Raw genomic sequence first — 21,885 nt, 5'->3', positions numbered from 1 at the left:
GCGCTAGTCCCATCGGCGGCATGACCCCCGCATGCCGCTTTTTTCGAAGGCAGATGTACTGCCATACAACAGCAAGCAGAGGAGACTTCAATTGAAAAAAACCATCATGGTGCTCGCCTTCCTATCGGCGGCATCGACAGCGGCAATCGCGCAAAGCAATCTGCAGCTATACGGGCGGCTTGATGTCGTCGTCGATTCAGTGCGTTTCAAGGGTACGCCGAATTCGGTCTCCGTCACCGACCTGTCGACCGACACATCGTACTGGGGCGTGCGCGGCAGGGAAGATCTTGGCGCAGGCTTGAAAGCCTTTTTCAAGCTGGAGTCCGGTTTTAGTGTCGATACCGGCGCACAGGGAAGCGCTACCCAGTTCTTCAACCGCGAAGCCTACGTGGGGATGGGCGGGAATTTCGGCAGTGTGCAGCTCGGCAGCCAGTACACGCCGGCACTATGGATCACCACCAAGGTCGATCCGTTCCAGCGCTCGGCCAACGGCGCGATCTTCAATCTGATGCAGCAGAACGGCGGCAACCGGCAGCGCGGCTATTTGCTGTTGCAAAACAATGCGCTCCAATATGTATCGCCTGACGTCAAGGGATTTTCTGCGCGCGCGATGCTTGGACTGAGCGAACAGACCGCAGCGCCGAGGGACGTGGGCGAGTTCAGGTCGGCCAGCATCGAATATAGCCAGGGTGCGTTCTACGGCGGGTTCAGTATCGAGGATCTGAAGATTGCCAGCACGCCAGCCGGGGCCGCGTGGTCCAACAAAACTGTCACCCTGGGCGCGACCTATGATTTGCGCACCGTGAAGCTGTATGGCTACCTGCTCAAAAATACGCTCACCAATAGCCGGGATGCGGAAGGCTACATGCTTGGCCTGACTTATCCGGTCGGTGCCGGCACCGTACGCGCTTCTTACTCGGCGCGCGAGGTCGACGGCATTGCCGGCAGCAAGGCCAGCGTGATGGCGCTGGGATACACCTACGACCTGTCGAAGCGCACCACGCTGTACACCTCGTATGCACTGCTGGACAACGGCGCCGCCTCGAACATGGGCTTGTGGCCCAGTTCGAAGACCCACGGCTTGCCGGCAACTGGTCAGGATGTCCGCAGCATTGAAGCGGGGATCCGCCACTTTTTCTAAACAAGTGCTTCGAAGAGGGCAAGATGATGCACGCCTCTTCGCCGTCGAACTCATCCAGAACCGCAACGCGGAGAATGTTTTGATCAAAACCGATGTCGTCATTATCGGCGCCGGGCCGGTCGGCCTGTTTGCCGTCTTCGAGCTGGGCCTGCTCGGTCTGAGTGCGCATGTCATTGACGTGCTCGATAAACCGGGCGGGCAATGCGCGGAGTTTTATCCCGAAAAACCTATCTACGATATCCCGGGTATTCCGGCCTGCACAGGCCAGGAATTGACCGACGGCTTGCTTGCGCAGATCCGTCCTTTCGAGCCCATGTTTCATTTCAACACCAGTGCGCGGCATGTCGAGCCGCTGGGCGACGGCGGCTGGCGGCTGACGACCGATGCCGGCGAAGTGTTTGAAGCCCCGGTCATCGTCATCGCCGCCGGCGGCGGCAGCTTCATGCCCAAGAAACCGGCGATTGCAGGAATCGAAGACTACGACGGCAAGTCGGTACATTATGCGGTGCGCAAGATAGATGCGTTTCGCGGAAAACGACTGGTCATTTCCGGCGGAGGAGACTCGGCGCTGGATTGGACAATGGCATTGCAGCCGGTTGCGCAACGTGTGACGCTGGTGCACCGCCGTGCCGAATTCCGCGCAGTGCCTGACTCGGTGGTCCGGATGCTGGCACTGGCCGATGCCGGCAAGATCGATTTCATGCTGGGCGAAATCGTGTCATTGCATGGCGAAGAAGGCATCTTGCAGCGCGTCGGCTTGCGTACCGATACCGGCGTGCGGGAGATCGGCTGCGATGCCTTCTTGCCATTCTTCGGATTGACAATGAAGATCGGCCCGATTGCCGATTTCGGCCTTGAACTGCAGGCGGGCCGCATCGTCGTCGATACCGAAAAATTCGAAACGAACCGCAAGGGTATTTTTGCGATCGGCGATATCAACGTCTATCCGGGAAAGCTGAAGCTGATCCTCTCTGGTTTCCATGAGGCGGCGCTGATGGCACAGCAGGCATTCCGCTATGCGCGTCCGAACCAGAAACTGTTGTTCCAATACACCACGACATCCACCAAACTGCGCGACAAATTAGGAGCAGCATGAATATTCACGTCACCGATTACGAAGGTAAAGAGCACACCATCGACCTGGTGGAAGGCTGGCCGCTGATGGAAGCCATCAAGGCCGCGACCTTGCCGATCAAGGCGGAATGCGGCGGCTGCTGTCTGTGCGCGACTTGCCATGTCTATGTCGATCCTGCATGGGCGGCACGGATTCCGGAAATGGATGACGAAGAACGCTCGCAACTGGACGAAGCGCCCGAGATCACAGGGCGCTCACGTCTGTCATGCCAGATACGGTTGACTGCGCAGATGGATGGCTTGCGGGTGAGCCTTGCGCCGGTTTATTGAAGTCTATTGATAACGCGGCATCATTTTCCGTGCCTTGTTTTTACTTGTTTCATACGCGAAAAATTTGACTTGCGCCGCATCATCGAACCATCGTTGTGCTGCCTCATGACGCCGCGCATCGCGGCGCGTTATCGTTCGATCAGTTCATGCCCGGCGGGTTTCCGCCCTCATTGTTCACGATCGTCCGCCATGTCTCCGCATTCGCTGGAAGAGTTTCTTCAACGCAAGGATGTACGCTTTGCGCTAGCGATCGTTTGCGGCTTCCTGTGCGGCCAGGGCATCTATCTGCTGATGTATGCAACAAGCGGCGCGGAGGCAATGCGCGGAGGCGGCGAGCTTTTGCTCTGGGGCAGTCTCGCGTGGTCCAATCTTTTACGTTTGCATGACGCGACCATGCCGAACATCCGCTTTGCCTTGTATGTCGGCGCCGGACTCATCGTCGCGAGCTGGCTGATGTAAATGCAGTCGCATCCACCTGTCATCCTGTTTGGTGCGATGGACCGCCACAATTTCGGCGATCTGCTTTTCCCTCATGTGCTGGGTGAGTTGCTGCAGGAGCCAAAGTCATGCTGTGCGGGCCTGGTCGAACGCGATTTGCGCAATGAAGGCGGACATCATGTGCGGCGCCTGACGGAAGCTATTGCTGCGCAACACGGCTCGCCGTTTTACCTGATCCATGTCGGCGGTGAAGTTCTGACGTGCGGCGTATGGGAAGCCGCGGTCATGCTGCTGCCCGATGCGGAGGCGACTGCGGCCATTCGCCAGTTCGCGGTCGACCGTCTTGCAAGACCGGCCTGGGCGCAGGGGTTTTTTGGAATCGGGGCGCTTGCGCCGTACACGGTGGCACGCGCCGCATGTCCCGGCGCGGCGTCCGTGATTTATCATGCGGTCGGCGGTGTGGACCTTGCGATATCCGATGTCGCACAACGCGACGAAGTCATTGCTAAATTGATGCAAGCCGATGTGGTCAGCGTGCGCGATGCCGTGACTTTCAATTACCTGGCAGGTCTGGGCATGCAAGTGAGGCTGATCCCTGACCCTGCGGTAATGGTTGCCGAACTCTTCCATTCGCGGATCGCGGATCGCGCCTTGCAGGGAGAGGTGGCGCAGCTCGATTCGATTTTTCCTGATGGTTACATCGCCATGCAATTCAGCGCCGATTACGGCGATGACACAACGCTGGCAACCATGGCGTCGCAGATCGATGAGCTTGCCCGTGCCACCGGTTATGGCGTCGCATTGTTCCGCGCCGGAACCGCACCCTGGCATGACGATCTCGACACGTATCGGCGGCTTGCGGCGCGCGTCGTCATGGCGTCAGTCACGATCGTGTCCGCAACCGGGCTGTGGGATATCTGTGCTCTCATCGCCAATAGCCGCCTGTATGCCGGCAGCAGCCTGCATGGGCGCATCGTGGCGATGGCCTATGGCGTGCCGCGCGTGAACCTGCGCCATCCGGCGCATGCCAGGATGACGAAGCAGGCGAGCTACGCTGCGACCTGGGATATTGCCGATATGCCGGTTGCGGAAGAAGCGAGCCGCCTCGCTGCAGCAGCACATCAAGCCTTGCGCATCGATCGCTCGATATTGCACGCCAGGGCGGCGTGGCTGGTCCATGAGTACCGGAAGGGATTTGCGCATGACTTCAAAGATTCCTGTCGCTGATTGCGTCGACATGTCGCGTCACGCCTCCGTGCCCAACTCCTGCTTGAGAAAACGCTCGAACTTATCCGCCGGCAGCGGCTTGCTGAACAGATAGCCCTGAACCTGATCGCACTTGTGTTCGCGCAGGTAGCTCAATTGTTCCGCCGTTTCCACCCCTTCGGCGATCACTTGCAGCCGCAGATTATGCGCCAGGGAGATCACCGACATAACGATCATTGCATTATCCGGATCGGTGGCCAGATCATGCACGAAGGATTGATCGATTTTGAGTACATCGATGGGGAATTGCTTCAGATAGGACAGGCTGGAGAAACCGGTGCCAAAGTCGTCTATCGACAGATTCACATCGATACTCTTGAGTTCATGCAAGGTGCGGATCGCATGCTGGACATCGACCATGACGGTGCTTTCGGTAATTTCGAGTTCCAGATCGCTGGCTTGCAGTCCACTGTCGGCCAGCGCGCTCTGCACCATGCGCACCAGATTGGGCTGGTTGAACTGGCGGGCGGAAAGATTGATCGCAATACGCAACTTGCCCAGTCCGGCCAGTTCCCAGTGCCGCGCCTGCGCGCAGGAGGTGCGCAATACCCAGTCGCCGATCGCGCCGATCAAACCGGTCTCTTCGGCCAGGCTGATGAATTCCGCCGGAGAAATCAAGCCCAGCTCCGGATGCTGCCAGCGTATCAAGGCTTCCGCGCCGACGATGCGGCTGGTGCTCACATCGATCTGCGGTTGATAATGCAGCACCAGTTCGCGCCGCTCCAGCGCACGACGCAAATCGCCTTCCAGCTGCAGGCGCTTTGCCGCGCGCTCATTCATGGTCGGCGCATAGAACTGAAAATTGTTGCGCCCCTTTTCCTTGGCGCTGTACATCGCAATATCGGCATGCGTGATCAGCGTCTCGAAATCATGGCCGTCGGTCGGATAGACTGCGATCCCGGCGCTGCAGGTGGGGAAAAAATCCTTGCCGTTGATCGGTACCGGACGCGATAGTGCCTGCATTACGCGCTGCACCACTCTTGCGGATTCGGCGATGTCGTCGGCTTCCGGCAAGACCAGCACGAACTCGTCGCCGCCATAGCGGGCCACGGTATCGGTATCGCGCGCTGCGCGCTTGAGTCGTTGCGCTATCGTTTTGAGAAACAGGTCGCCGGCCCTATGCCCAAGACTATCGTTGATGAACTTGAAGCGGTCGATATCCATGAAGGCAATGAATACCCGTTCCTCATGCCGTGCCGCCATGGTCAAGGCTTGGGTGACGCGGTCACGCAGCAGGTTGCGGTTGGCGATACCGGTCAGCAGATCGTAATTGGCCTGGAATTCCAGTTCGGCCTGATAGCGGCGGGTTTCGGTGATGTCGTACTGGGTCACGACGAAATGGGTAACTGCCCGGCCGGCCAGCGTGACCGGCGCCACATACACATGGTTCCAGAACTGCGTGCCATCCTTGCGGTAATGGCGAACGATGGCATTGCTTTCGGTGCCCGGACTCAAGGCGGCGCGCAATTCCAGCGCGCCGGCCTGATCGCGGTCGGTGCCGCACAGGAAGTCGAATGACTTACCCATCACTTCGTTTGCCTGATAGCCGGTGATCCGGGTGAACGCCGGATTCACGTATTCGATCGCGAAGTCCGGACCCTGGGCCGAAGTGATCATAATGGCATTCGCGCTGGCTTCGATCGCACGCTTGCGTAATTCGAGATCACGACTGGTGCGGCTCAGTTCGACGGTGCGCTGCTCGACCAGCTTCTCGATATGCTGTGCGCGGCTTGCGGCTGACTGCCGGTTCAATGCCGAGGCCACACTCAGCAACAGGCCGAAGATCAAGACCAGCAGCGACGCGCGATGGCTATACGTGAAAGGCGCGGCACCTCCGGATACCAGGATCGTCCATATCGTGCCGCCGACATCAAACGATTCCGACACGGTCAATGTCTGCTCACCGAACAGCGCGCTGTCGGATAGCCACCGCCCATCGACATTCGTCTGCCCGGTTTTGTGATGAAAGGCCAACTGCTGTGCTTCTCCGGCCGCTGCGGCGTGAACGCTGACTTCGAGTCCGGATGTCGACAGCGCTTGATGACCCAGCCCGCGGGCAACCAGGTCGTGGGCGTTGAAGACAGCTTGCGTGACGCCGAACACCGCCTTGCGCCGTTCGTCCATCGTGGTCAGCGGCATGTCGCTCCGGTACAGCGGCATCACGACGAAGAAGGTCGGCATATTGGTGGCGGACAAAATGGTTTGCACGATGCCCGTTGCCGATGGCGCTCCGCGATCGATTGCCCGCCATGCCGCTGCCGCGCGCTGCGGATTGGACAAGGCATCACTGCCGATACGGGATTGGTTATCGGCTTTCGGCGCGATAAAAATGGCAGGCAGGTATTGTTCCCGATTGCCGGCAGGAACCGCTTCAGTTTTTTCCGATTCACGGATCTGAAAACCGGGGTGGATGCGCCGCATCGAGGCTTCGAACATGCGACGTTCCCGCGATGAAATAAAGCGGTGGTAAGTGAATGCGCGAATGTAAGGCTGTCGAGCCAGCAGGGGTTCGGTAAAGGTTTCGAATTCTTCCTGATCAACTTCGCCGACGCTGGCGAACAATTGGTTGACGGCTTGCAGACTGGCAACGGCGTCTTCAACGCCACGCTGCAGATCGTTGATGTAGTTTTCCGCCCGACGCCGGAAATCGAGACTGGCCTTGTCGGTCTCAAGTTCATAGGTCAGACCGAAGAGCAGGGTGGTCAGCACCAATCCAAGCAAGAGTGTTACGAGCGCAGCAGGACTGGGCTTGCGCACGCGGGGCGGTTGCGACATAGGCGTCACTTTGAACAGACGCATGACTCCCTGGTGGGCATGCTGTTCTTGTTATATCGAATGAATGACGTTTTCATCATACTTGTTCGTTAGGCAAGCATATGGACATTACGCAAGTCACGCTGCGCCAACATCATGAGCGTTGTCGTATTACATCGCCGAACAAGTTTCCGCGCAGGCGCGACAAGCTTTTGCACATGCGGCCATCTCTCCGTCCGGATCGCCATGTTCTTCGCATAAAGCGGCGCAGGCGCTGCAGATTTCGGCACACTCCTTGGCCAGATGGGCATGATGCGGCGAACGGCGCGACATGAAATCGGCATGCGTCAGGCAGATTTGAGCACAATCGAGCAGGGCGATCAGATGCTTTGCTTCGCTATGCACATGGTCGCCATGCAATACATGCGAAGCGGCTTCCGTGCAAATGCGGTGACACTCCATGCAATTGGCAAGGCATTGCTTCATTTCGGGTGACATCGTGATGCTCATGACAGCGCTCCTTTCAGTAAGGCACCGGTAGCAAAATGTCATTGATAGGGTGGTTTTAACCGGAAAGGTTCCTATGCGCGATTAACTCCCGTACGCATGCAGCAAAAATTGCTGCAAGGCTTCTCCGGGAGTCGATAGCGTGCTCCCTTGCTTCCATAGTACGCCCGCTTCCATATGCGGAACGACATCGAGAATCGGTCTCGCTTCGATCCGCTTGCCTTCAAGCGACCATGGGCGGAATATCATGTCCGACAACACGGTCACGCCGAACCCGTGCGCCACCAGCCCCCGCACCGCTTCGATCGAACCGGTGCGGAACACGATATTCGGCTTCAACCGCTTGGCCTTCCAGTAGGCCGCAGTCGAGGCCTCCGCTTCATCGGCGGTCACCAGGATATACGGATGCTGTGCAATATCCTTGAGCGACGGCGATTCAAGCTGGGCGAGCGGATGTTCGGGTGCTACCCAGAGCTGGCGCCGCGAGCGTACCAGGACGGCATGACCGAAACGGTTCAACTTTTGCACATTGGAGAGGATCGCCACGCCGAGTTCAACCTCGCCCGAGAGCACCGCTTCTTCGATGCGGGCACGATCCATGTCGCGCAAGTCGATCTCGACATCCGGATAGCTTGCGCGGAATCGCGCCAGCAATTCCGGCAGGAAGTAACCTAACACCGTGTATGACGCTGCCACCGTGACTTTGCCGCGCAGATTGTTCGCGCGGAAGCGCGGTTTGTGCATTGCATCACGCACCGAATCGAGGATATGGCGCGCATGATGGAAAAAATCCTCGCCGTCGGCTGTGAGCGCAACGCCTTGCGGCAGGCGGTCGAACAGGCGCACGCCCAGCTGTTGCTCCAAGGCCAGCACGGCATTGGTAATGGCCGACTGGGAGACGTGTTCGTTGCTTGCCGCCATCGAAAACTGCCCGGTACGGGCGGCAGCCACGAAATAACGAAGCTGCCTGAGGGTAACGTTTTCTGCCATGCGTTTTTCAGATATCAGAGTTGTGTATTTGTGATTTTACGATACCAGGCCGGGTTACTATACTTGAATGAGGGTTAAAAAATACGGAGACCACCGACATGAATGCACCCCTTTCACCTGACCAGCGCAACACGCTGGACAATATCTCGCTGGACGACAAGTTCACGCTGGAACGCGGCCGTGCTTTTATCACAGGCACGCAGGCCCTGATTCGTCTCCCAATGATGCAACGCCAGCGCGATGTCGCGGCTGGCCTGAACACCGCAGGGTATATCACCGGCTATCGCGGCTCCCCGCTGGGCAACGTCGACCTGACGGCGATAAAGGCGAAAAAATACCTGGAAGCGAACCATGTTAAGTTCCATCCGGGCATGAACGAAGATCTCGCAGCGACTGCGGTATGGGGTACGCAACAAGTCAATCTCTTCCCTAACGCCAAATATGACGGCGTGTTTTCGATGTGGTACGGCAAGGGCCCCGGCGTCGACCGCTGCGGCGACGTCTTCAAGCATGCCAACATGGCCGGCACCGACAGGAACGGCGGCGTGCTGGTGCTGGCCGGCGATGACCATGCGGCGAAATCCTCCACTACCGCCCACCAAAGCGAACACATCCTCAAGGCCTGCGGCATCCCGGTGCTGTTTCCGTCTTCGGTGCAGGAATACCTGGATTACGGCCTGCACGGCTGGGCGCTGTCGCGCTATACCGGCCTGTGGGTATCGATGAAATGCGTGACCGATATCGTCGAATCCGGCGCATCGGTCGAACTCGATCCGGGCCGCGTCAATATCGTGCTGCCGACCGATTTCGAATTGCCACCGGGCGGCCTCAATATCCGCTATCCGGACGCCGTGCTCGATCAGGAAGCGCGGATGAACAATTACAAGTGGTACGCGGCGCTGGCTTATGTACGCGCGAACAAGCTCAACCAGATCATCTGGGACAGTCCGCGTGCAAAGATCGGCATCGTCACGGCCGGCAAATCGTATCTGGATACCCGCCAGGCGCTGGCTGACCTCGGCATCGATGAAGCAGTCGCGCGCGATATCGGCATCCGCCTCTACAAGATCGGCATGACCTGGCCGCTCGAAGCGGAAGGCGTGCGGCAGTTCGCGCAGGGCCTGGAAGAAATCCTGGTGGTCGAAGAAAAACGCCAGATCCTCGAATACCAGCTCAAGGAAGAACTGTACAACTGGCGCGACGATGTGCGTCCGCGCGTGGTCGGCAAGTTCGACGATACCGGCGAATGGAGCGGCAATCATCGCGAGGGCCATGGCAACTGGCTGCTGCCGGCGACCTATGAACTGAACCCGGCACAGATTGCGCGCGCGATTGCGACGCGCATCTCCAAATATTTCGCCGGCCACCCCATCGAGCAGCGCGTCAAGGAACGCGTCGCTTACCTGGAAGCCAAGGAAGCCGTGCTCAAGGTCGGCAGCGCCAAGCCGGATCCGGCCAAGGATCGTATTCCGCATTTCTGCTCCGGTTGCCCGCACAATACCTCGACCAAGGTACCCGAAGGCAGCCGCGCGCTGGCGGGCATCGGCTGCCACTACATGGTGCTGTGGATGGACCGCCAGACCGCGACCTTCACCCACATGGGCGCCGAAGGCGTGACCTGGGTCGGCCATGCGCCGTTCACCACCGAACAGCACGTATTCGCCAACCTCGGCGACGGTACCTATTTTCACTCCGGCCTGCTGGCGATTCGCGCCGCTGTCGCCGGCAAGGTCAACATGACCTACAAGATCCTGTTCAACGATGCGGTCGCGATGACCGGCGGCCAGGCTTTTGACGGCCCGCTCGATCCGGCGATGATTTCGCGCCAGATCGCGGCCGAAGGCGTGAACCCGATCATCGTGGTCACCGACGAACCCGAAAAATACTCGGCCGGCGTGAACTGGGCGCCGGGCGTCACGATCCGTCATCGCGACGAACTTGACGCGGTTCAGAAAGAGCTGCGCGAAGTGAAGGGTGTGTCGGCCATGATCTACGATCAGACCTGTGCGTCGGAAAAGCGTCGCCGCCGGAAAAAAATCGGCAAGGATGGCAAGCCGGGCTTCCCCGACCCGGCCAAGCGCGCGGTGATCAATGAAGCGGTCTGCGAAGGCTGCGGCGATTGCAGCGTCCAGTCGAACTGCCTGTCGGTCGAGCCGCTCGACACAGAATTCGGACGCAAGCGCCAGATCAACCAGTCGTCGTGCAACAAGGACTTTTCCTGCGTCAAGGGATTCTGCCCGAGCTTTGTCACGGTCGAAGGCGGCCAGCTGCGCAAGCCGAAGAAGGCTGCGGTCGACAGCAATGCCGGCGCGAAGAAACTGCCTATCCTGCAAGGCAGCAACCTGCCGCAACCTGCGCTGCCGGACACGCGTGAACCCTTCGGCATCCTGGTCACCGGGATCGGCGGTACCGGCGTGGTCACGGTCGGCCAGATTCTGGCCATGGCGGCCCACGTCGAAGGCAAGGGATGCTCGGTGCTCGACATGAGCGGCCTGGCGCAAAAGGGTGGACCGGTGATGTCGCATGTGCGCCTGGCCGATAGTCCTGACGCGATCCATTCGACCCGCGTCGGCACCGGCGCGGCAGACCTGGTGATCGGCTGCGACGTGATCGTCACGGCCAGCCGCGACGCGCTGTCGCGCATGGGTGAGGGACGGACCCATGCGGCGGTCAATGCGACCGGCACACCGACTGCGGCCTTTGTCAAGAATCCGGACTGGAAGTATCCGGGCCAAGCGGCGGAACAGGATATCCGTACCGCCTGCGGCAGCGAGCGCGTGGACTTCATTGATGCGGGCAAGCTGGCGACTGCGTTGATGGGCGACAACATCGCGACCAATATGTTCATGCTGGGCTATGCGTGGCAAAAAGGCTGGGTGCCGCTGTCCGAAACCGCGATCATCAAGGCGATCGAACTGAATGCCGTATCGATCGAGTTCAACAAGCAGGCTTTCGTGTGGGGCCGCAATGCCGCGCACGACTGGGCAGCGGTCGAGCGTCTGGCGAAAGTCAACGACACGGCGGCACAGGTGATCGAGTTCAAGCGCGCGCCATCGCTGGATGACGTGATCGCCACCCGCGTCGACTTCCTGACCAAGTACCAGAATGCCCAGTACGCCGAGCAATATCACGATTTCCTCCAGCGGGTCCGGGAATCGGAGCGTCGTGCAGCGGGAGAAAAGTCGACCAGGCTGACCGAAGCGGTTGCGCGCTATCTGTTCAAGCTGATGGCCTACAAGGATGAATACGAAGTCGCGCGCCTGCACGCAGAGACGGCATTCAAGGCAAAAATCGACGGTATGTTCGAAGGCGACTACAAGATCAAGTTCCATCTTGCGCCGCCGCTGTTTGCCAAGCGCGATACGGAAGGTCATCTGATCAAGCAGGAGTTCGGCCCCTGGATGATGAAAGCTTTCGGCGTGCTGGCGAAATTCAAATTCCTGCGCGGCACGGCGCTGGACGTGTTCGGCCATACCGAAGAGCGCAAGATGGAGCGCGCGCTGATTTCGCAATACAAGGAAACGGTGTCATCGCTACTTCCCAAATTGAGTCCGGATAACCTGGCGCAGGCGGCGGCGATTGCCAGCATTCCGGAAGATATTCGCGGCTTTGGCCATGTGAAGGAAAGGCATTTGAAGGTGGCAAAGGAAAAGGAAGCGGCATTGCTGAATGCTTTCAATGCAAGCAAGGCGGCAGGAACGACGGTGGTGCATGCAGCCTGAATCGGGATTCTGAAGCACCAAAGGTAGTTGTCCTGAACCCGCACAAAAAGCCGACGCATCGCCGTCGGCTTTTTGCATTGTATGCCCCGATGCTTCAAGACGCGGGATAATGGGGCGAATGAGTGGCGACTGAGCGAACTCGCCGGCCTATGGCGAGTCCGATATTGAGTGCAAGACATATCAGCTTTTTCAAAAGGATTTTCTATGGCAACCGGTTGGCTTTCACTTCTGAAACATGTGCCTTGGTCGGAAGTCATCAATTCCGCACCACAGCTGGCCGATAGCGCCAGGAAACTTTGGGGGGCGGTCGACAAGCGACCCATCCAGGATGAGCATGCGGATGTCGGCACCTATAGCAGCGCGTCGCCGCAGGAAACCATGGCCGTGCTGGAAGCGCGGGTGGTCGCGCTGGATGAATCGGTCGCCCAACTGCATACCCAGATGCGCGCCTCGTCCGAACTGATCAAGGCGCTGGCCGACCAGAATGCGCAGCTGATTCAGCGCATTGAAACCAACCGCGTCAGGCTGATCTGGCTGTCGGCAGCTACCGCGGTGTTCGGCCTGACGTCGGTGATAGCGCTGGTGTTGGCGTTGACGCGGTCGGCGTGATTTCAACCGTCCCGCTACCGGTCTCGATCAAGAACCGCTTGCCATTGTCCATATCGATGGTACGAATCGCTGCCAGGCGTGTAGCGCCCGGCAGCCAGCGGACAAGATCAGCTTCGGTGCAGCCCGTTTCGCGAACCAGGACGAACTCTTCGTCCTTCCATGCGCTCATCAGCCGCCCGCAACCGGTGGCCAGATCGCTACTACGTCCCCTTCTGCCAGCCTGCGACTGTTGCGCTGGGCCGGGTCGACAAACACTCCATTGACCAGCACCAGATGCACCAGCTTGGGCGGCATATTGAAGCGCGCGATCAGTTCACCCAAGGTGATATCCGGTCCTACCTCCATATCAATCGCGTTGTACTTGCGTTCCGGGGGCAGGTAGTCGGTCAGCGTGGCAAACAGCTTGAAGGTGATTTTCATGCATGACGCCAGTCGGGATGCTTGCGTGAGGTCGCGATATAGGCTTCGGGCAGACGGAGCGGATTGGCGAGCAAGGCGTTTTTCCAGCCGCCCAGGCTGAGCTTGGATTCGATCAGGCCACGCAGAATGCCGACATGTTCGGTGAAGCCGATTGCATTGGCGCCGACCAGCACATCGCCGTCGAATTCCAGACGCACATGGCGGAATGCTTCGTGATCGGTCAATTCCATACGGTCGCCGCCGGGCATATGCGACTCTTGATGCTCCCTACCCCCATACCTATGGGATTTCCTGAGTGCAAATTCCATATATCCTATGCGAAAATATGAAACAGCGTATCACACATAGATACGCCTTTTAACCTAACGCTAGCTAGCGTTTTTTCGCCTTCTCTGGAGCTAATTGTGGCGCTTTCTACGTTCTGAAATTTTCCGGTATGTCCGAGTTATTTGAATGAGTCTTATATGAAGATGGCGGAATGGCATGCATCAAATTTCTTAATTTGTTTCCATGCTCCTCACTGTTGGCGACGTTATGTGTACATTACTACACCAAATAATTTTGGCGCTTGAAACACCGTAAGGAGCTGCACTTGCCACGTACCTGTTTTCGATACTGCTAGTAGAGACATTATGAAAATTCTTAAAGAGCTTACGTCATGGCCGTTTTTGATAATCCTCTTGTGCAGCTTTACATTGACATATCTAGTTTCGCCAGAATGGGTGCGCTCGCAACCAGGAGTCGACGTAGTGTTGGGATGGATCCTGAACCATATTCCAGCATTGAACGCCTATGTTAGCCACTCACGTTTTCCTGATATTGCATACGTCTATTTCCCAGCGATGCTGTTAATTAGTCCCTTGCACTTTATATTTGTCTGGCGACAAGATGAGCAGCATCAGTTCTGGCGTGTACTTTTCGATGAAAAACCGGTTCGAACGGCCTTTCGTTTATTGATAACTACGGCGTTGCTCATCATTGTTGCTCTAATAACGTGCCTTTGGGGAGGAGAGCAACTCGACTCTGTGCCTTGGAATGACTCAAAACTAGCTTTGTTTTTGGCTGGGCACGCGGCGGCTGGAGGGGCATTCTTTGGAATGCTCGGCGTCACCTTATCGGGCTTTGCGGTTTTATTTGGTAGACGTTCCTAGTTTTGTCACGTTTCTTCAATTAGTCATTACCGCTGCACTTCCTTTTTGGGATTTATATCTTCTCCATAAGAGAGGAGTAGTTGCGTGTCGTCTATTGAAAGGAGTTAAAGGTTGTCCCTTTTCTCACTGGTACTTTGCGGTGGACAGGGTCTTCTTTGTGTTTCTGGAAATGTGTTTTTATTTGACTTCAAAAAATTAACAAAAAGGTAAAGGGAAATCATGACTGTAAGCATTACATCGCAAGACCTGACGCAAGACTCTTTTAAAGAAACATTAGTTAAGTTCGGAGAAAAGGCATTTGCAGGTGGTGGCGCATACATGTCGGCGCTTGGAGACAGTATTCTGCAACAGGCTGGTTCAGCACAAGCTAGAGCCGAGTTGTTTCAGCAGCAGTTGTCAAATCTTGACAATCTGGCTGCACACATAGTGGACGAGATGAAGGCTGTGAACAGCTCAGGTTTGGACACTGCGATTTTAAGTCGATATAACGCGCTGACAATTGAATTAGGGAAAGTTGATGGATTCATAGACAGTGCTAAGCAAGCGGGCGTAATGGCAGATAATTTGCATGCTGTCGGAAAATCTCTTGGAGCAGTGGTTGGTAGCTTGGAGCTTCTCGCCGCATTGCGATCAAATGCTTCACAAGCGGAGATTAGCAAAGAGGCATTCGTTGCCGGCGCCGGGATTGCTGCCGGTATTTTTGCGGGCACTAGCTTAACTATAGGAGTAGCGGTCGCGGTAATCGTCGGTGCTGGGGCTAAACTCTTCTGGGACAACTTTATTGCTCCCAACGTTTCCGATGCCGGCATAGATCTATCTCGCCCTTTTTGGGACAGTCTTTTCGACAGCTTGGGACTGAATCCGGTTCAAAGTAAAATTAAACAGAACACTCTTATTTCCGAACTTCAGGTGGCTTTTGAAAAAGCTGAAACCACGACAAGTCCTCTTATTCTCGATCTTGACGGTGACGGGGTTGAGACTATAAGCAGGACTGCCGATATTCACTTCGATCATGACGGGAATCAGTTTGCGGAAAATACTGGTTGGGTGGGCAAGGATGACGGCCTTTTAGTCTGGGATCGGAACGGAAACGGAAAGATCGATAGCGGACAAGAACTGTTCGGTAGCGAGACATTATTGGCAAACGGTAGCAAAGCTGCGAACGGATTTGCTGCTTTATCCGAGCTAGATGGCAATAATGACGGAAAGGTCGATGCCAATGACGCCGCATATGCGCAATTACGGATTTGGAAGGATGGCGACAGCAATGCAGTAGTGTCTGATGGCGAGTTGATCACACTGGGTGCAGGCGGCATCCAAAGTATGGAAACCGCCTACACAACGCAAGCAGAGATGGATGCGCAAGGCAACCAGCATCTGCAGGTTAGCCAATATATCCGTACAGATGGGAGCGCGCGCAAAGTGACGGACGTATGGTTTAGCGTTGACCAAGCGCGGACAATTAATCAGAACACCATTGTAGTCAGTGAAACAATTTCGGCTTTGCCGGATCTGCAAGGTTTTGGCAACGTCCGGAGCCTGCATCAGGCGATGGCAATCGATACATCCGGCCGGTTACAGTCTCTTGTAGAAGCATTTGCGAGTGAGACAAGCGCGGACGCACGTGCCAACATCATGACGACCTTGGTCTACGCTTGGGCCGGCGTCGAAAATATTGATCCGAATAGCCGCGCCGCAACCCAGATATATGGGAACGTGATCGGCGACGCACGGAAACTTGCTACTCTGGAAGCATTTCTGGGTGAAGGCTACCTTGGGACGTGGTGCTGGGGTGAGCGTGACCCTAATCCTCACGGGAACGCAGCCCCGATCTTGATTAAAGCGTTCGACAAGCTCGTGGCAGAGTTTTCCAGGGAGTTGCTTGCACAAACTCATTTCAACAGTTTATATAACGCCTTCGGTTTAGTTTGGAATGCTAGCTCTGCATCGTTGGAAATCGATGTGACAGAAGTCGTTGCCGCGTTGCAGAGCAAATATGACGCGAACCAAGAAGCGGGTGCTACGTTGATGAGAGAGTTCGGTGTGGCATTGAAGCAGGGCGGAGCTTTCGGTACAAAAGCCTTGGCAGCGTTACATCTGCATGGAAGCAGCGGTGGTACCGAATTTGAATTGTTGTTGTCCCAGATGGGTTGGAGTCAGACCACGGGCGGCAGTGGCGACAATACGTTGTATGGTGATGTTGGTCGCAGCAACGTGCTCCAAGGGCTCGGCGGGAACGACCGGTTATATGGAAACAACTTGGACGATATCCTCGAGGGCGGAACGGGAGACGACTGGCTTTACGGGGAGGACGCGAATGACACCTTGGAAGGCGGACTTGGCAAAGACGTTCTGTCTGGTGGAAAAAATGATGACACTTACGTTTTTTCGCTAGGTGATGGCAACGACACCATAAATGAAAATGCGAACGAAGGTGCCGATGTACTCAAGTTTGGCACAGGAATTTCTCCGATAGATGTTGAGGTTTCCCGAGAAATCATGGATGTTGTTTTGCGCCTTAACGGGACTGATTCAGTTCGTATTGTCGGGTACTTTAATAAAAATGCTATAGATCAAATCAAGTTTTCGGACGGCACAAGCTGGGATTTCGAAACCGTAGCGAATAAAGCATCCTACATCGGTACAGCGGGGACAGATTATATGTACGCGGTAACTGGTGTAGCCAACCGGATCAACGGTCTGGGCGGGAACGACTCCATCTATGGCGCGGACAAGGACGATGTGCTCAACGGCGGTGCGGGGAACGATGTGCTGGAAGGCAGCGGCGGCAACGACACCTATGTCTTCAATCTCGGTGATGGCAGTGACGCGATTGCGGAGAGCACATCGACGTCAGGCGGTACCGATATCCTGAGGCTGGGCGCTGGTCTGGATGCGGCCAGCACCCAGATTGAGCGCCAGAACAGCGATCTGACCCTGGTCTTCAATGGCACCGACAAGGTTAGGATTGTCAACTACTTCAACAAGAACACGGTCGACCAGATCCAGTTTGCGGACGGCACGGTGTGGGACCACGCGGCGATCACGGACAGGCTGACATACAACGGTACGGCTGGAGCGGACTATCTCTACAGCCTGTCGGGTGTGGCTAACCGGATCAACGGTCTGGGTGGGAATGACACCCTCTATGGCGCGGACAAGGACGATGTGCTCAATGGCGGTGTGGGGAACGATGTGCTGGAAGGCAGTGGCGGCAACGACACCTATGTCTTCAATCTCGGTGATGGCAGTGACGCGATTGCGGAGAGCACATCGATGTCAGGCGGTACCGATATCCTGAAGCTGGGCGCTGGTCTGGATGCGGCCGGTACCCAGATTGAGCGCCAGAACAGCGATCTGACCCTGGTCTTCAATGGCACCGACAAGGTTAGGATTGTCAACTACTTCAACAAGAACACGGTTGATCAGATCCAGTTTGCGGATGGCACGGTGTGGGACTATAACGCGGTCGTAGCGCTGCTTCCGTATAACGGTACTGATGGAGCAGACTACATGTATGGTCTGTCGGGTGTAGCCAACCGGATCAACGGTCTGGGCGGGAACGACTCCATCTATGGCGCGGACAAGGACGATGTGCTCAACGGCGGTGCGGGGAACGATGTGCTGGAAGGCAGCGGCGGCAACGACACCTATGTCTTCAATCTCGGTGATGGCAGTGACGCGATTGCGGAGAGCACATCGACGTCAGGCGGTACCGATATCCTGAGGCTGGGCGCTGGTCTGGATGCGGCCAGCACCCAGATTGAGCGCCAGAACAGCGATCTGACCCTGGTCTTCAATGGCACCGACAAGGTTAGGATTGTCAACTACTTCAACAAGAACACGGTCGACCAGATCCAGTTTGCGGACGGCACGGTGTGGGACCACGCGGCGATCACGGACAGGCTGACATACAACGGTACGGCTGGAGCGGACTATCTCTACAGCCTGTCGGGTGTGGCTAACCGGATCAACGGTCTGGGTGGGAATGACACCCTCTATGGCGCGGACAAGGATGACGTACTCAACGGCGGTGTGGGGAACGATGTGCTGGAAGGCAGCGGCGGCAACGACACCTATGTCTTCAATCTCGGTGATGGCAGTGACGCGATTGCGGAGAGCACATCGACGTCAGGCGGTACCGATATCCTGAGGCTGGGCGCTGGTCTGGATGCGGCCAGCACCCAGATTGAGCGCCAGAACAGCGATCTGACCCTGGTCTTCAATGGCACCGACAAGGTTAGGATTGTCAACTACTTCAACAAGAACACGGTCGACCAGATCCAGTTTGCGGACGGCACGGTGTGGGACCACGCGGCGATCACGGACAGGCTGACTTACAACGGTACGGCTGGAGCGGACTATCTCTACAGCCTGTCGGGTGTGGCTAACCGGATCAACGGTCTGGGTGGGAATGACACCCTCTATGGCGCGGACAAGGATGACGTACTCAACGGCGGTGCGGGGAACGATGTGCTGGAAGGCAGCGGCGGCAACGACACCTATGTCTTCAATCTCGGTGATGGCAGTGACGCGATTGCGGAGAGCACATCGATGTCAGGCGGTACCGATATCCTGAAGCTGGGCGCTGGTCTGGATGCGGCCGGTACCCAGATTGAGCGCCAGAACAGCGATCTGACCCTGGTCTTCAATGGCACCGACAAGGTTAGGATTGTCAACTACTTCAACAAGAACACGGTCGACCAGATCCAGTTTGCGGACGGCACGGTGTGGGACCACGCGGCGGTCACGGACAGGCTGACTTACAACGGTACGGCTGGAGCGGACTATCTCTACAGCCTGTCGGGCGTAGCCAACCGGATCAACGGTCTGGGCGGGAACGACTCCCTCTATGGCGCGGACAAGGATGACGTGCTCAACGGCGGTGTGGGGAACGATGTGCTGGAAGGCAGTGGCGGCAACGACACCTATGTCTTCAATCTCGGTGATGGCAGTGACGCGATTGCGGAGAGCACATCGACGTCAGGCGGTACCGATATCCTGAAGCTGGGCGCTGGTCTGGATGCGGCCGGTACCCAGATTGAGCGCCAGAACAGCGATCTGACCCTGGTCTTCAATGGCACCGACAAGGTTAGGATTGTCAACTACTTCAACAAGAACACGGTCGACCAGATCCAGTTTGCGGACGGCACGGTGTGGGACCACGCGGCGGTCACGGACAGGCTGACATACAACGGTACGGCTGGAGCGGACTATCTCTACAGCCTGTCGGGCGTAGCCAACCGGATCAACGGTCTGGGTGGGAACGACTCCCTCTACGGCGCGGACAAGGATGACGTGCTCAACGGCGGTGTGGGGAACGATGTGCTGGAAGGCAGCGGCGGCAACGATACCTATGTCTTCAATCTCGGTGATGGCAGTGACGCGATTGCGGAGAGCACATCGACGTCAGGCGGTACCGATATCCTGAGGCTGGGCGCTGGTCTGGATGCGGCCAGCACCCAGATTGAGCGCCAGAACAGCGATCTGACCCTGGTCTTCAATGGCACCGACAAGGTTAGGATTGTCAACTACTTCAACAAGAACACGGTCGACCAGATCCAGTTTGCGGACGGCACGGTGTGGGACCACGCGGCGGTCACGGACAGGCTGACTTACAACGGTACGGCTGGAGCGGACTATCTCTACAGCCTGTCGGGCGTAGCCAACCGGATCAACGGTCTGGGCGGGAATGACACCCTCTACGGCGCGGACAAGGACGATGTGCTCAACGGCGGTGCCGGGAATGATCAACTCTACGGAGGAGCTGGAAATGATGTGCTGGAAGGCGGAAGCGGAAACGACTTGCTCGCAGGCGAGGGAGGTAACGATATTTTCAGATTTACCGGCCCACTCGACGGGATAGACACGGTATCAAATTTTGTAACTGGTTCTGATGTCATCCATATTATCGGTTCAGGTTTTGGTTTGACGGGTGGCGATGGGGTCTCGTTCTTTACCGGTACATCGACACCGGCTACGTCGGGAGTATCGGCGCAATTCTTATACAACTCCAGTTCGGGCGCGCTGTATTTTGATAGAGATGGAACAGACCTCGCTTATGGTGCAGTACAGGTCGCGACGCTCACAGGATCGAAAACTTTGGTTGCGACCGATTTTGTTGTAGTTGAGGTTTAACCCAAGCATCGCGAGATGCCTGAACAAGCAAGCAGTGTTCGGGCATCAGTTCACGATTTGATGGCCCAATTCGTGAATTTCTTGCTCACGCTCGAATAGCGGGCAGTATTTGGTTGATTTATATCGAGCCAAGTCACTGGTGGAAAATATTTCAACCACTATTGCCAGTCTGACTGTAGTAGGTCTGCTGGCAATAGTAATCACGATGCTCACGGCTCCGCCACAGGGATATATAGTCAACCCCCACCGCGCTGGGTATAGCGATCGAAATAGGCGAGAAATTCGTCACGCTGCTCCTGCGCCATGCCGATGAAACGAAAGCGCATCTGCAGCACGGGCAATACGATCCCGGCGATACGCCGCGGTGCCGCCGGGATCGGTGTGATTTCAACCGTCCCGCTACCGGTCTCGGTCAAGAACCGCTTGCCATTGTCTATATCGATGGTACGAATCGCTGCCAGGCGTGTAGCGCCCGGCAGCTAGCGCATAAGATTAGCCTCGGTGCAGCCCATTTCGGGAACCAGGACGAACTCTTCGTCCTTCCATTCGCTCATCAGTCACTCGCAACCGGTGGCCAGATCGCTACTACGTCCCCTTCTGCCAGCTTGCGGCTGTTGTGCTGCGCCGGGTCGACAAACACCCCATTGACCAGCACCAGATGCACCAGCTTGGGCGGCATATTGAAGCGCGCGATCAGTTCACCCAAGGTGATATCCGGGCCTACCTCCATATCAATCGCGTTGTACTTGCGTTCCGGGGGCAGATAGTCGGTCAGCGTGGCAAACAGCTTGAAGGTGATTTTCATGCATGACGCCCGTCGGGATGCTTGCGTGAGGTCGCGATATAGGCTTCGGGCAGACGGAGCGGATTGACGCGCAGGATTTTTCCAGTCCAGGACATATTCGTTCTCCTTACGCTGTAGTCTTGTCGCTGAGCTTGGCTGCCCACTGGCGCATGCAGTCCAGGCCGGTCCAGTCGGCGTCGATATAGGTGATCGCTGCGGTCGGACATGCCTCTGCACAGGCCGGGCCTGCGACATTGTCATAGCAAAGATCGCACTTCTGCACCTTGCCGGTAGCTTGCACATAATTGACGGTGCCGAACGGGCAGGCATGCAGGCACTAGGCTTCATCGCACTGGGTGCAGGTGTAAGGCACCTTGGTGCCGGTCTGGTGGAACTCGAATACCTTGATGCGGGATTTGGCCGGGTTGAATACCCCGTAGTTTTCATAGCTGCAGGCCATTTCGCACTGCAGGCAGCCGGTGCATTTGTCCGGCTCGATGTGTAGGGACCGCTGCATTGTTCGTCTCCTTTTGAATTGAATTCGAACAGTTCAAGCCCTTC

General features: G+C 56.9%; 16 protein-coding genes and 1 pseudogene. 9 read left to right on the top strand and 8 right to left on the bottom strand.

Translation table 11 applies throughout. The features are described 5' to 3' along the window. The first annotated feature begins 91 nt into the window (after nt 1-91). The 5 genes from D3871_RS17230 (at nt 92) to D3871_RS17210 (ending at nt 4,210) form a co-directional block, all read left to right on the top strand. The gene (locus tag D3871_RS17230; RefSeq protein ID WP_158597966.1) at nt 92-1,141 is read left to right on the top strand and encodes a porin; all 1,050 of its coding nucleotides are present in this window, start codon (nt 92-94) and stop codon (nt 1,139-1,141) included. 79 nt (nt 1,142-1,220) lie between these two features. After that, nucleotides 1,221-2,237 (top strand): NAD(P)/FAD-dependent oxidoreductase, encoded by a 1,017-nt coding sequence (locus tag D3871_RS17225; protein ID WP_233575689.1) that lies wholly within the window; start codon nt 1,221-1,223, stop codon nt 2,235-2,237. Then, a complete protein-coding gene (locus D3871_RS17220) occupies nt 2,234-2,545 on the top strand; it encodes a 2Fe-2S iron-sulfur cluster-binding protein (RefSeq protein ID WP_119770342.1) in 312 nt (103 codons plus the stop codon). The genes D3871_RS17225 and D3871_RS17220 overlap by 4 nt, the downstream gene beginning before the upstream one ends. A gap of 189 nt (nt 2,546-2,734) precedes the next feature. Then, nucleotides 2,735-3,004 (top strand): hypothetical protein, encoded by a 270-nt coding sequence (locus D3871_RS17215; RefSeq protein ID WP_119770341.1) that lies wholly within the window; start codon nt 2,735-2,737, stop codon nt 3,002-3,004. Next, on the top strand, nt 3,005-4,210 hold the full coding sequence (locus D3871_RS17210; RefSeq protein ID WP_119770340.1) for a polysaccharide pyruvyl transferase family protein: 1,206 nt from the start codon (nt 3,005-3,007) through the stop codon (nt 4,208-4,210). Nucleotides 4,211-4,228: 18 nt separating this feature from the next. On the opposite strand, the gene D3871_RS17205 is transcribed toward D3871_RS17210, so the two are convergent. The 3 genes from D3871_RS17205 to D3871_RS17195 all read right to left on the bottom strand — a co-directional run bounded on the left by D3871_RS17205 (nt 4,229) and on the right by D3871_RS17195 (nt 8,500). Next, complete coding sequence (locus D3871_RS17205; protein ID WP_233575688.1) at nt 4,229-7,048, bottom strand: bifunctional diguanylate cyclase/phosphodiesterase; 2,820 nt, start codon at nt 7,046-7,048, stop codon at nt 4,229-4,231. Between the two features lie 126 nt (nt 7,049-7,174). Then, the gene (locus D3871_RS17200; RefSeq protein WP_119770338.1) at nt 7,175-7,513 is read right to left on the bottom strand and encodes a four-helix bundle copper-binding protein; all 339 of its coding nucleotides are present in this window, start codon (nt 7,511-7,513) and stop codon (nt 7,175-7,177) included. 81 nt (nt 7,514-7,594) lie between these two features. Further along, nucleotides 7,595-8,500, bottom strand: coding sequence for a LysR family transcriptional regulator (locus D3871_RS17195; RefSeq protein WP_119770337.1), 906 nt, complete (start codon nt 8,498-8,500; stop codon nt 7,595-7,597). A gap of 98 nt (nt 8,501-8,598) precedes the next feature. Here D3871_RS17195 and D3871_RS17190 point away from each other — a divergent pair, with 98 nt between their 5' ends. Together D3871_RS17190 and D3871_RS17185 are read left to right on the top strand one after the other, a co-directional pair. Further along, a complete protein-coding gene (locus D3871_RS17190; RefSeq protein WP_119770336.1) occupies nt 8,599-12,222 on the top strand; it encodes an indolepyruvate ferredoxin oxidoreductase family protein in 3,624 nt (1,207 codons plus the stop codon). Nucleotides 12,223-12,426: 204 nt separating this feature from the next. Continuing rightward, nucleotides 12,427-12,831 (top strand): hypothetical protein, encoded by a 405-nt coding sequence (locus D3871_RS17185; protein WP_119770335.1) that lies wholly within the window; start codon nt 12,427-12,429, stop codon nt 12,829-12,831. Nucleotides 12,832-12,999: 168 nt separating this feature from the next. Here the strand turns inward: D3871_RS17185 and thiS (D3871_RS17180) are convergent, their stop codons facing one another. Both thiS (D3871_RS17180) and D3871_RS17175 read right to left on the bottom strand, forming a co-directional pair. Then, nucleotides 13,000-13,251 carry a sulfur carrier protein ThiS gene (gene thiS / locus D3871_RS17180; protein WP_119770334.1) on the bottom strand — a complete coding sequence of 84 codons (252 nt, stop codon included), beginning with the start codon at nt 13,249-13,251 and terminating at the stop codon, nt 13,000-13,002. Further along, a complete protein-coding gene (locus tag D3871_RS17175) occupies nt 13,248-13,481 on the bottom strand; it encodes a hypothetical protein (protein ID WP_147376834.1) in 234 nt (77 codons plus the stop codon). Before D3871_RS17175 ends, thiS (D3871_RS17180) begins: the two co-directional genes overlap by 4 nt. 402 nt (nt 13,482-13,883) lie before the next feature. Between D3871_RS17175 and D3871_RS17170 the strand changes: the two genes are divergently transcribed. Further along, nucleotides 13,884-14,402, top strand: coding sequence for a hypothetical protein (locus tag D3871_RS17170; protein WP_119770332.1), 519 nt, complete (start codon nt 13,884-13,886; stop codon nt 14,400-14,402). Between the two features lie 219 nt (nt 14,403-14,621). After that, complete coding sequence (locus D3871_RS30290) at nt 14,622-20,540, top strand: beta strand repeat-containing protein (protein ID WP_119770331.1); 5,919 nt, start codon at nt 14,622-14,624, stop codon at nt 20,538-20,540. Nucleotides 20,541-20,776: 236 nt separating this feature from the next. Here the strand turns inward: D3871_RS30290 and D3871_RS17160 are convergent, their stop codons facing one another. From D3871_RS17160 to D3871_RS17150, 3 genes and pseudogenes are all read right to left on the bottom strand, one after another. Continuing rightward, the gene (locus tag D3871_RS17160; protein WP_119770330.1) at nt 20,777-20,956 is read right to left on the bottom strand and encodes a hypothetical protein; all 180 of its coding nucleotides are present in this window, start codon (nt 20,954-20,956) and stop codon (nt 20,777-20,779) included. A gap of 137 nt (nt 20,957-21,093) precedes the next feature. Next, entirely contained in the window at nt 21,094-21,345 is a 252-nt protein-coding gene (thiS, locus tag D3871_RS17155) for a sulfur carrier protein ThiS (RefSeq protein ID WP_119770329.1), read from the bottom strand. Nucleotides 21,346-21,451: 106 nt separating this feature from the next. Continuing rightward, nucleotides 21,452-21,841, bottom strand: a pseudogene (locus D3871_RS17150) (4Fe-4S binding protein). Between the last annotated feature and the right edge of the window lie 44 nt (nt 21,842-21,885).

This window comes from Noviherbaspirillum saxi (genome assembly GCF_003591035.1).
GTDB classification, from domain to species: Bacteria; Pseudomonadota; Gammaproteobacteria; order Burkholderiales; family Burkholderiaceae_D; genus Noviherbaspirillum; species Noviherbaspirillum saxi.
The sequence above is the reverse complement of the archived record's forward strand: the minus strand, read 5'-3'. Positions and strand labels throughout refer to the sequence as shown.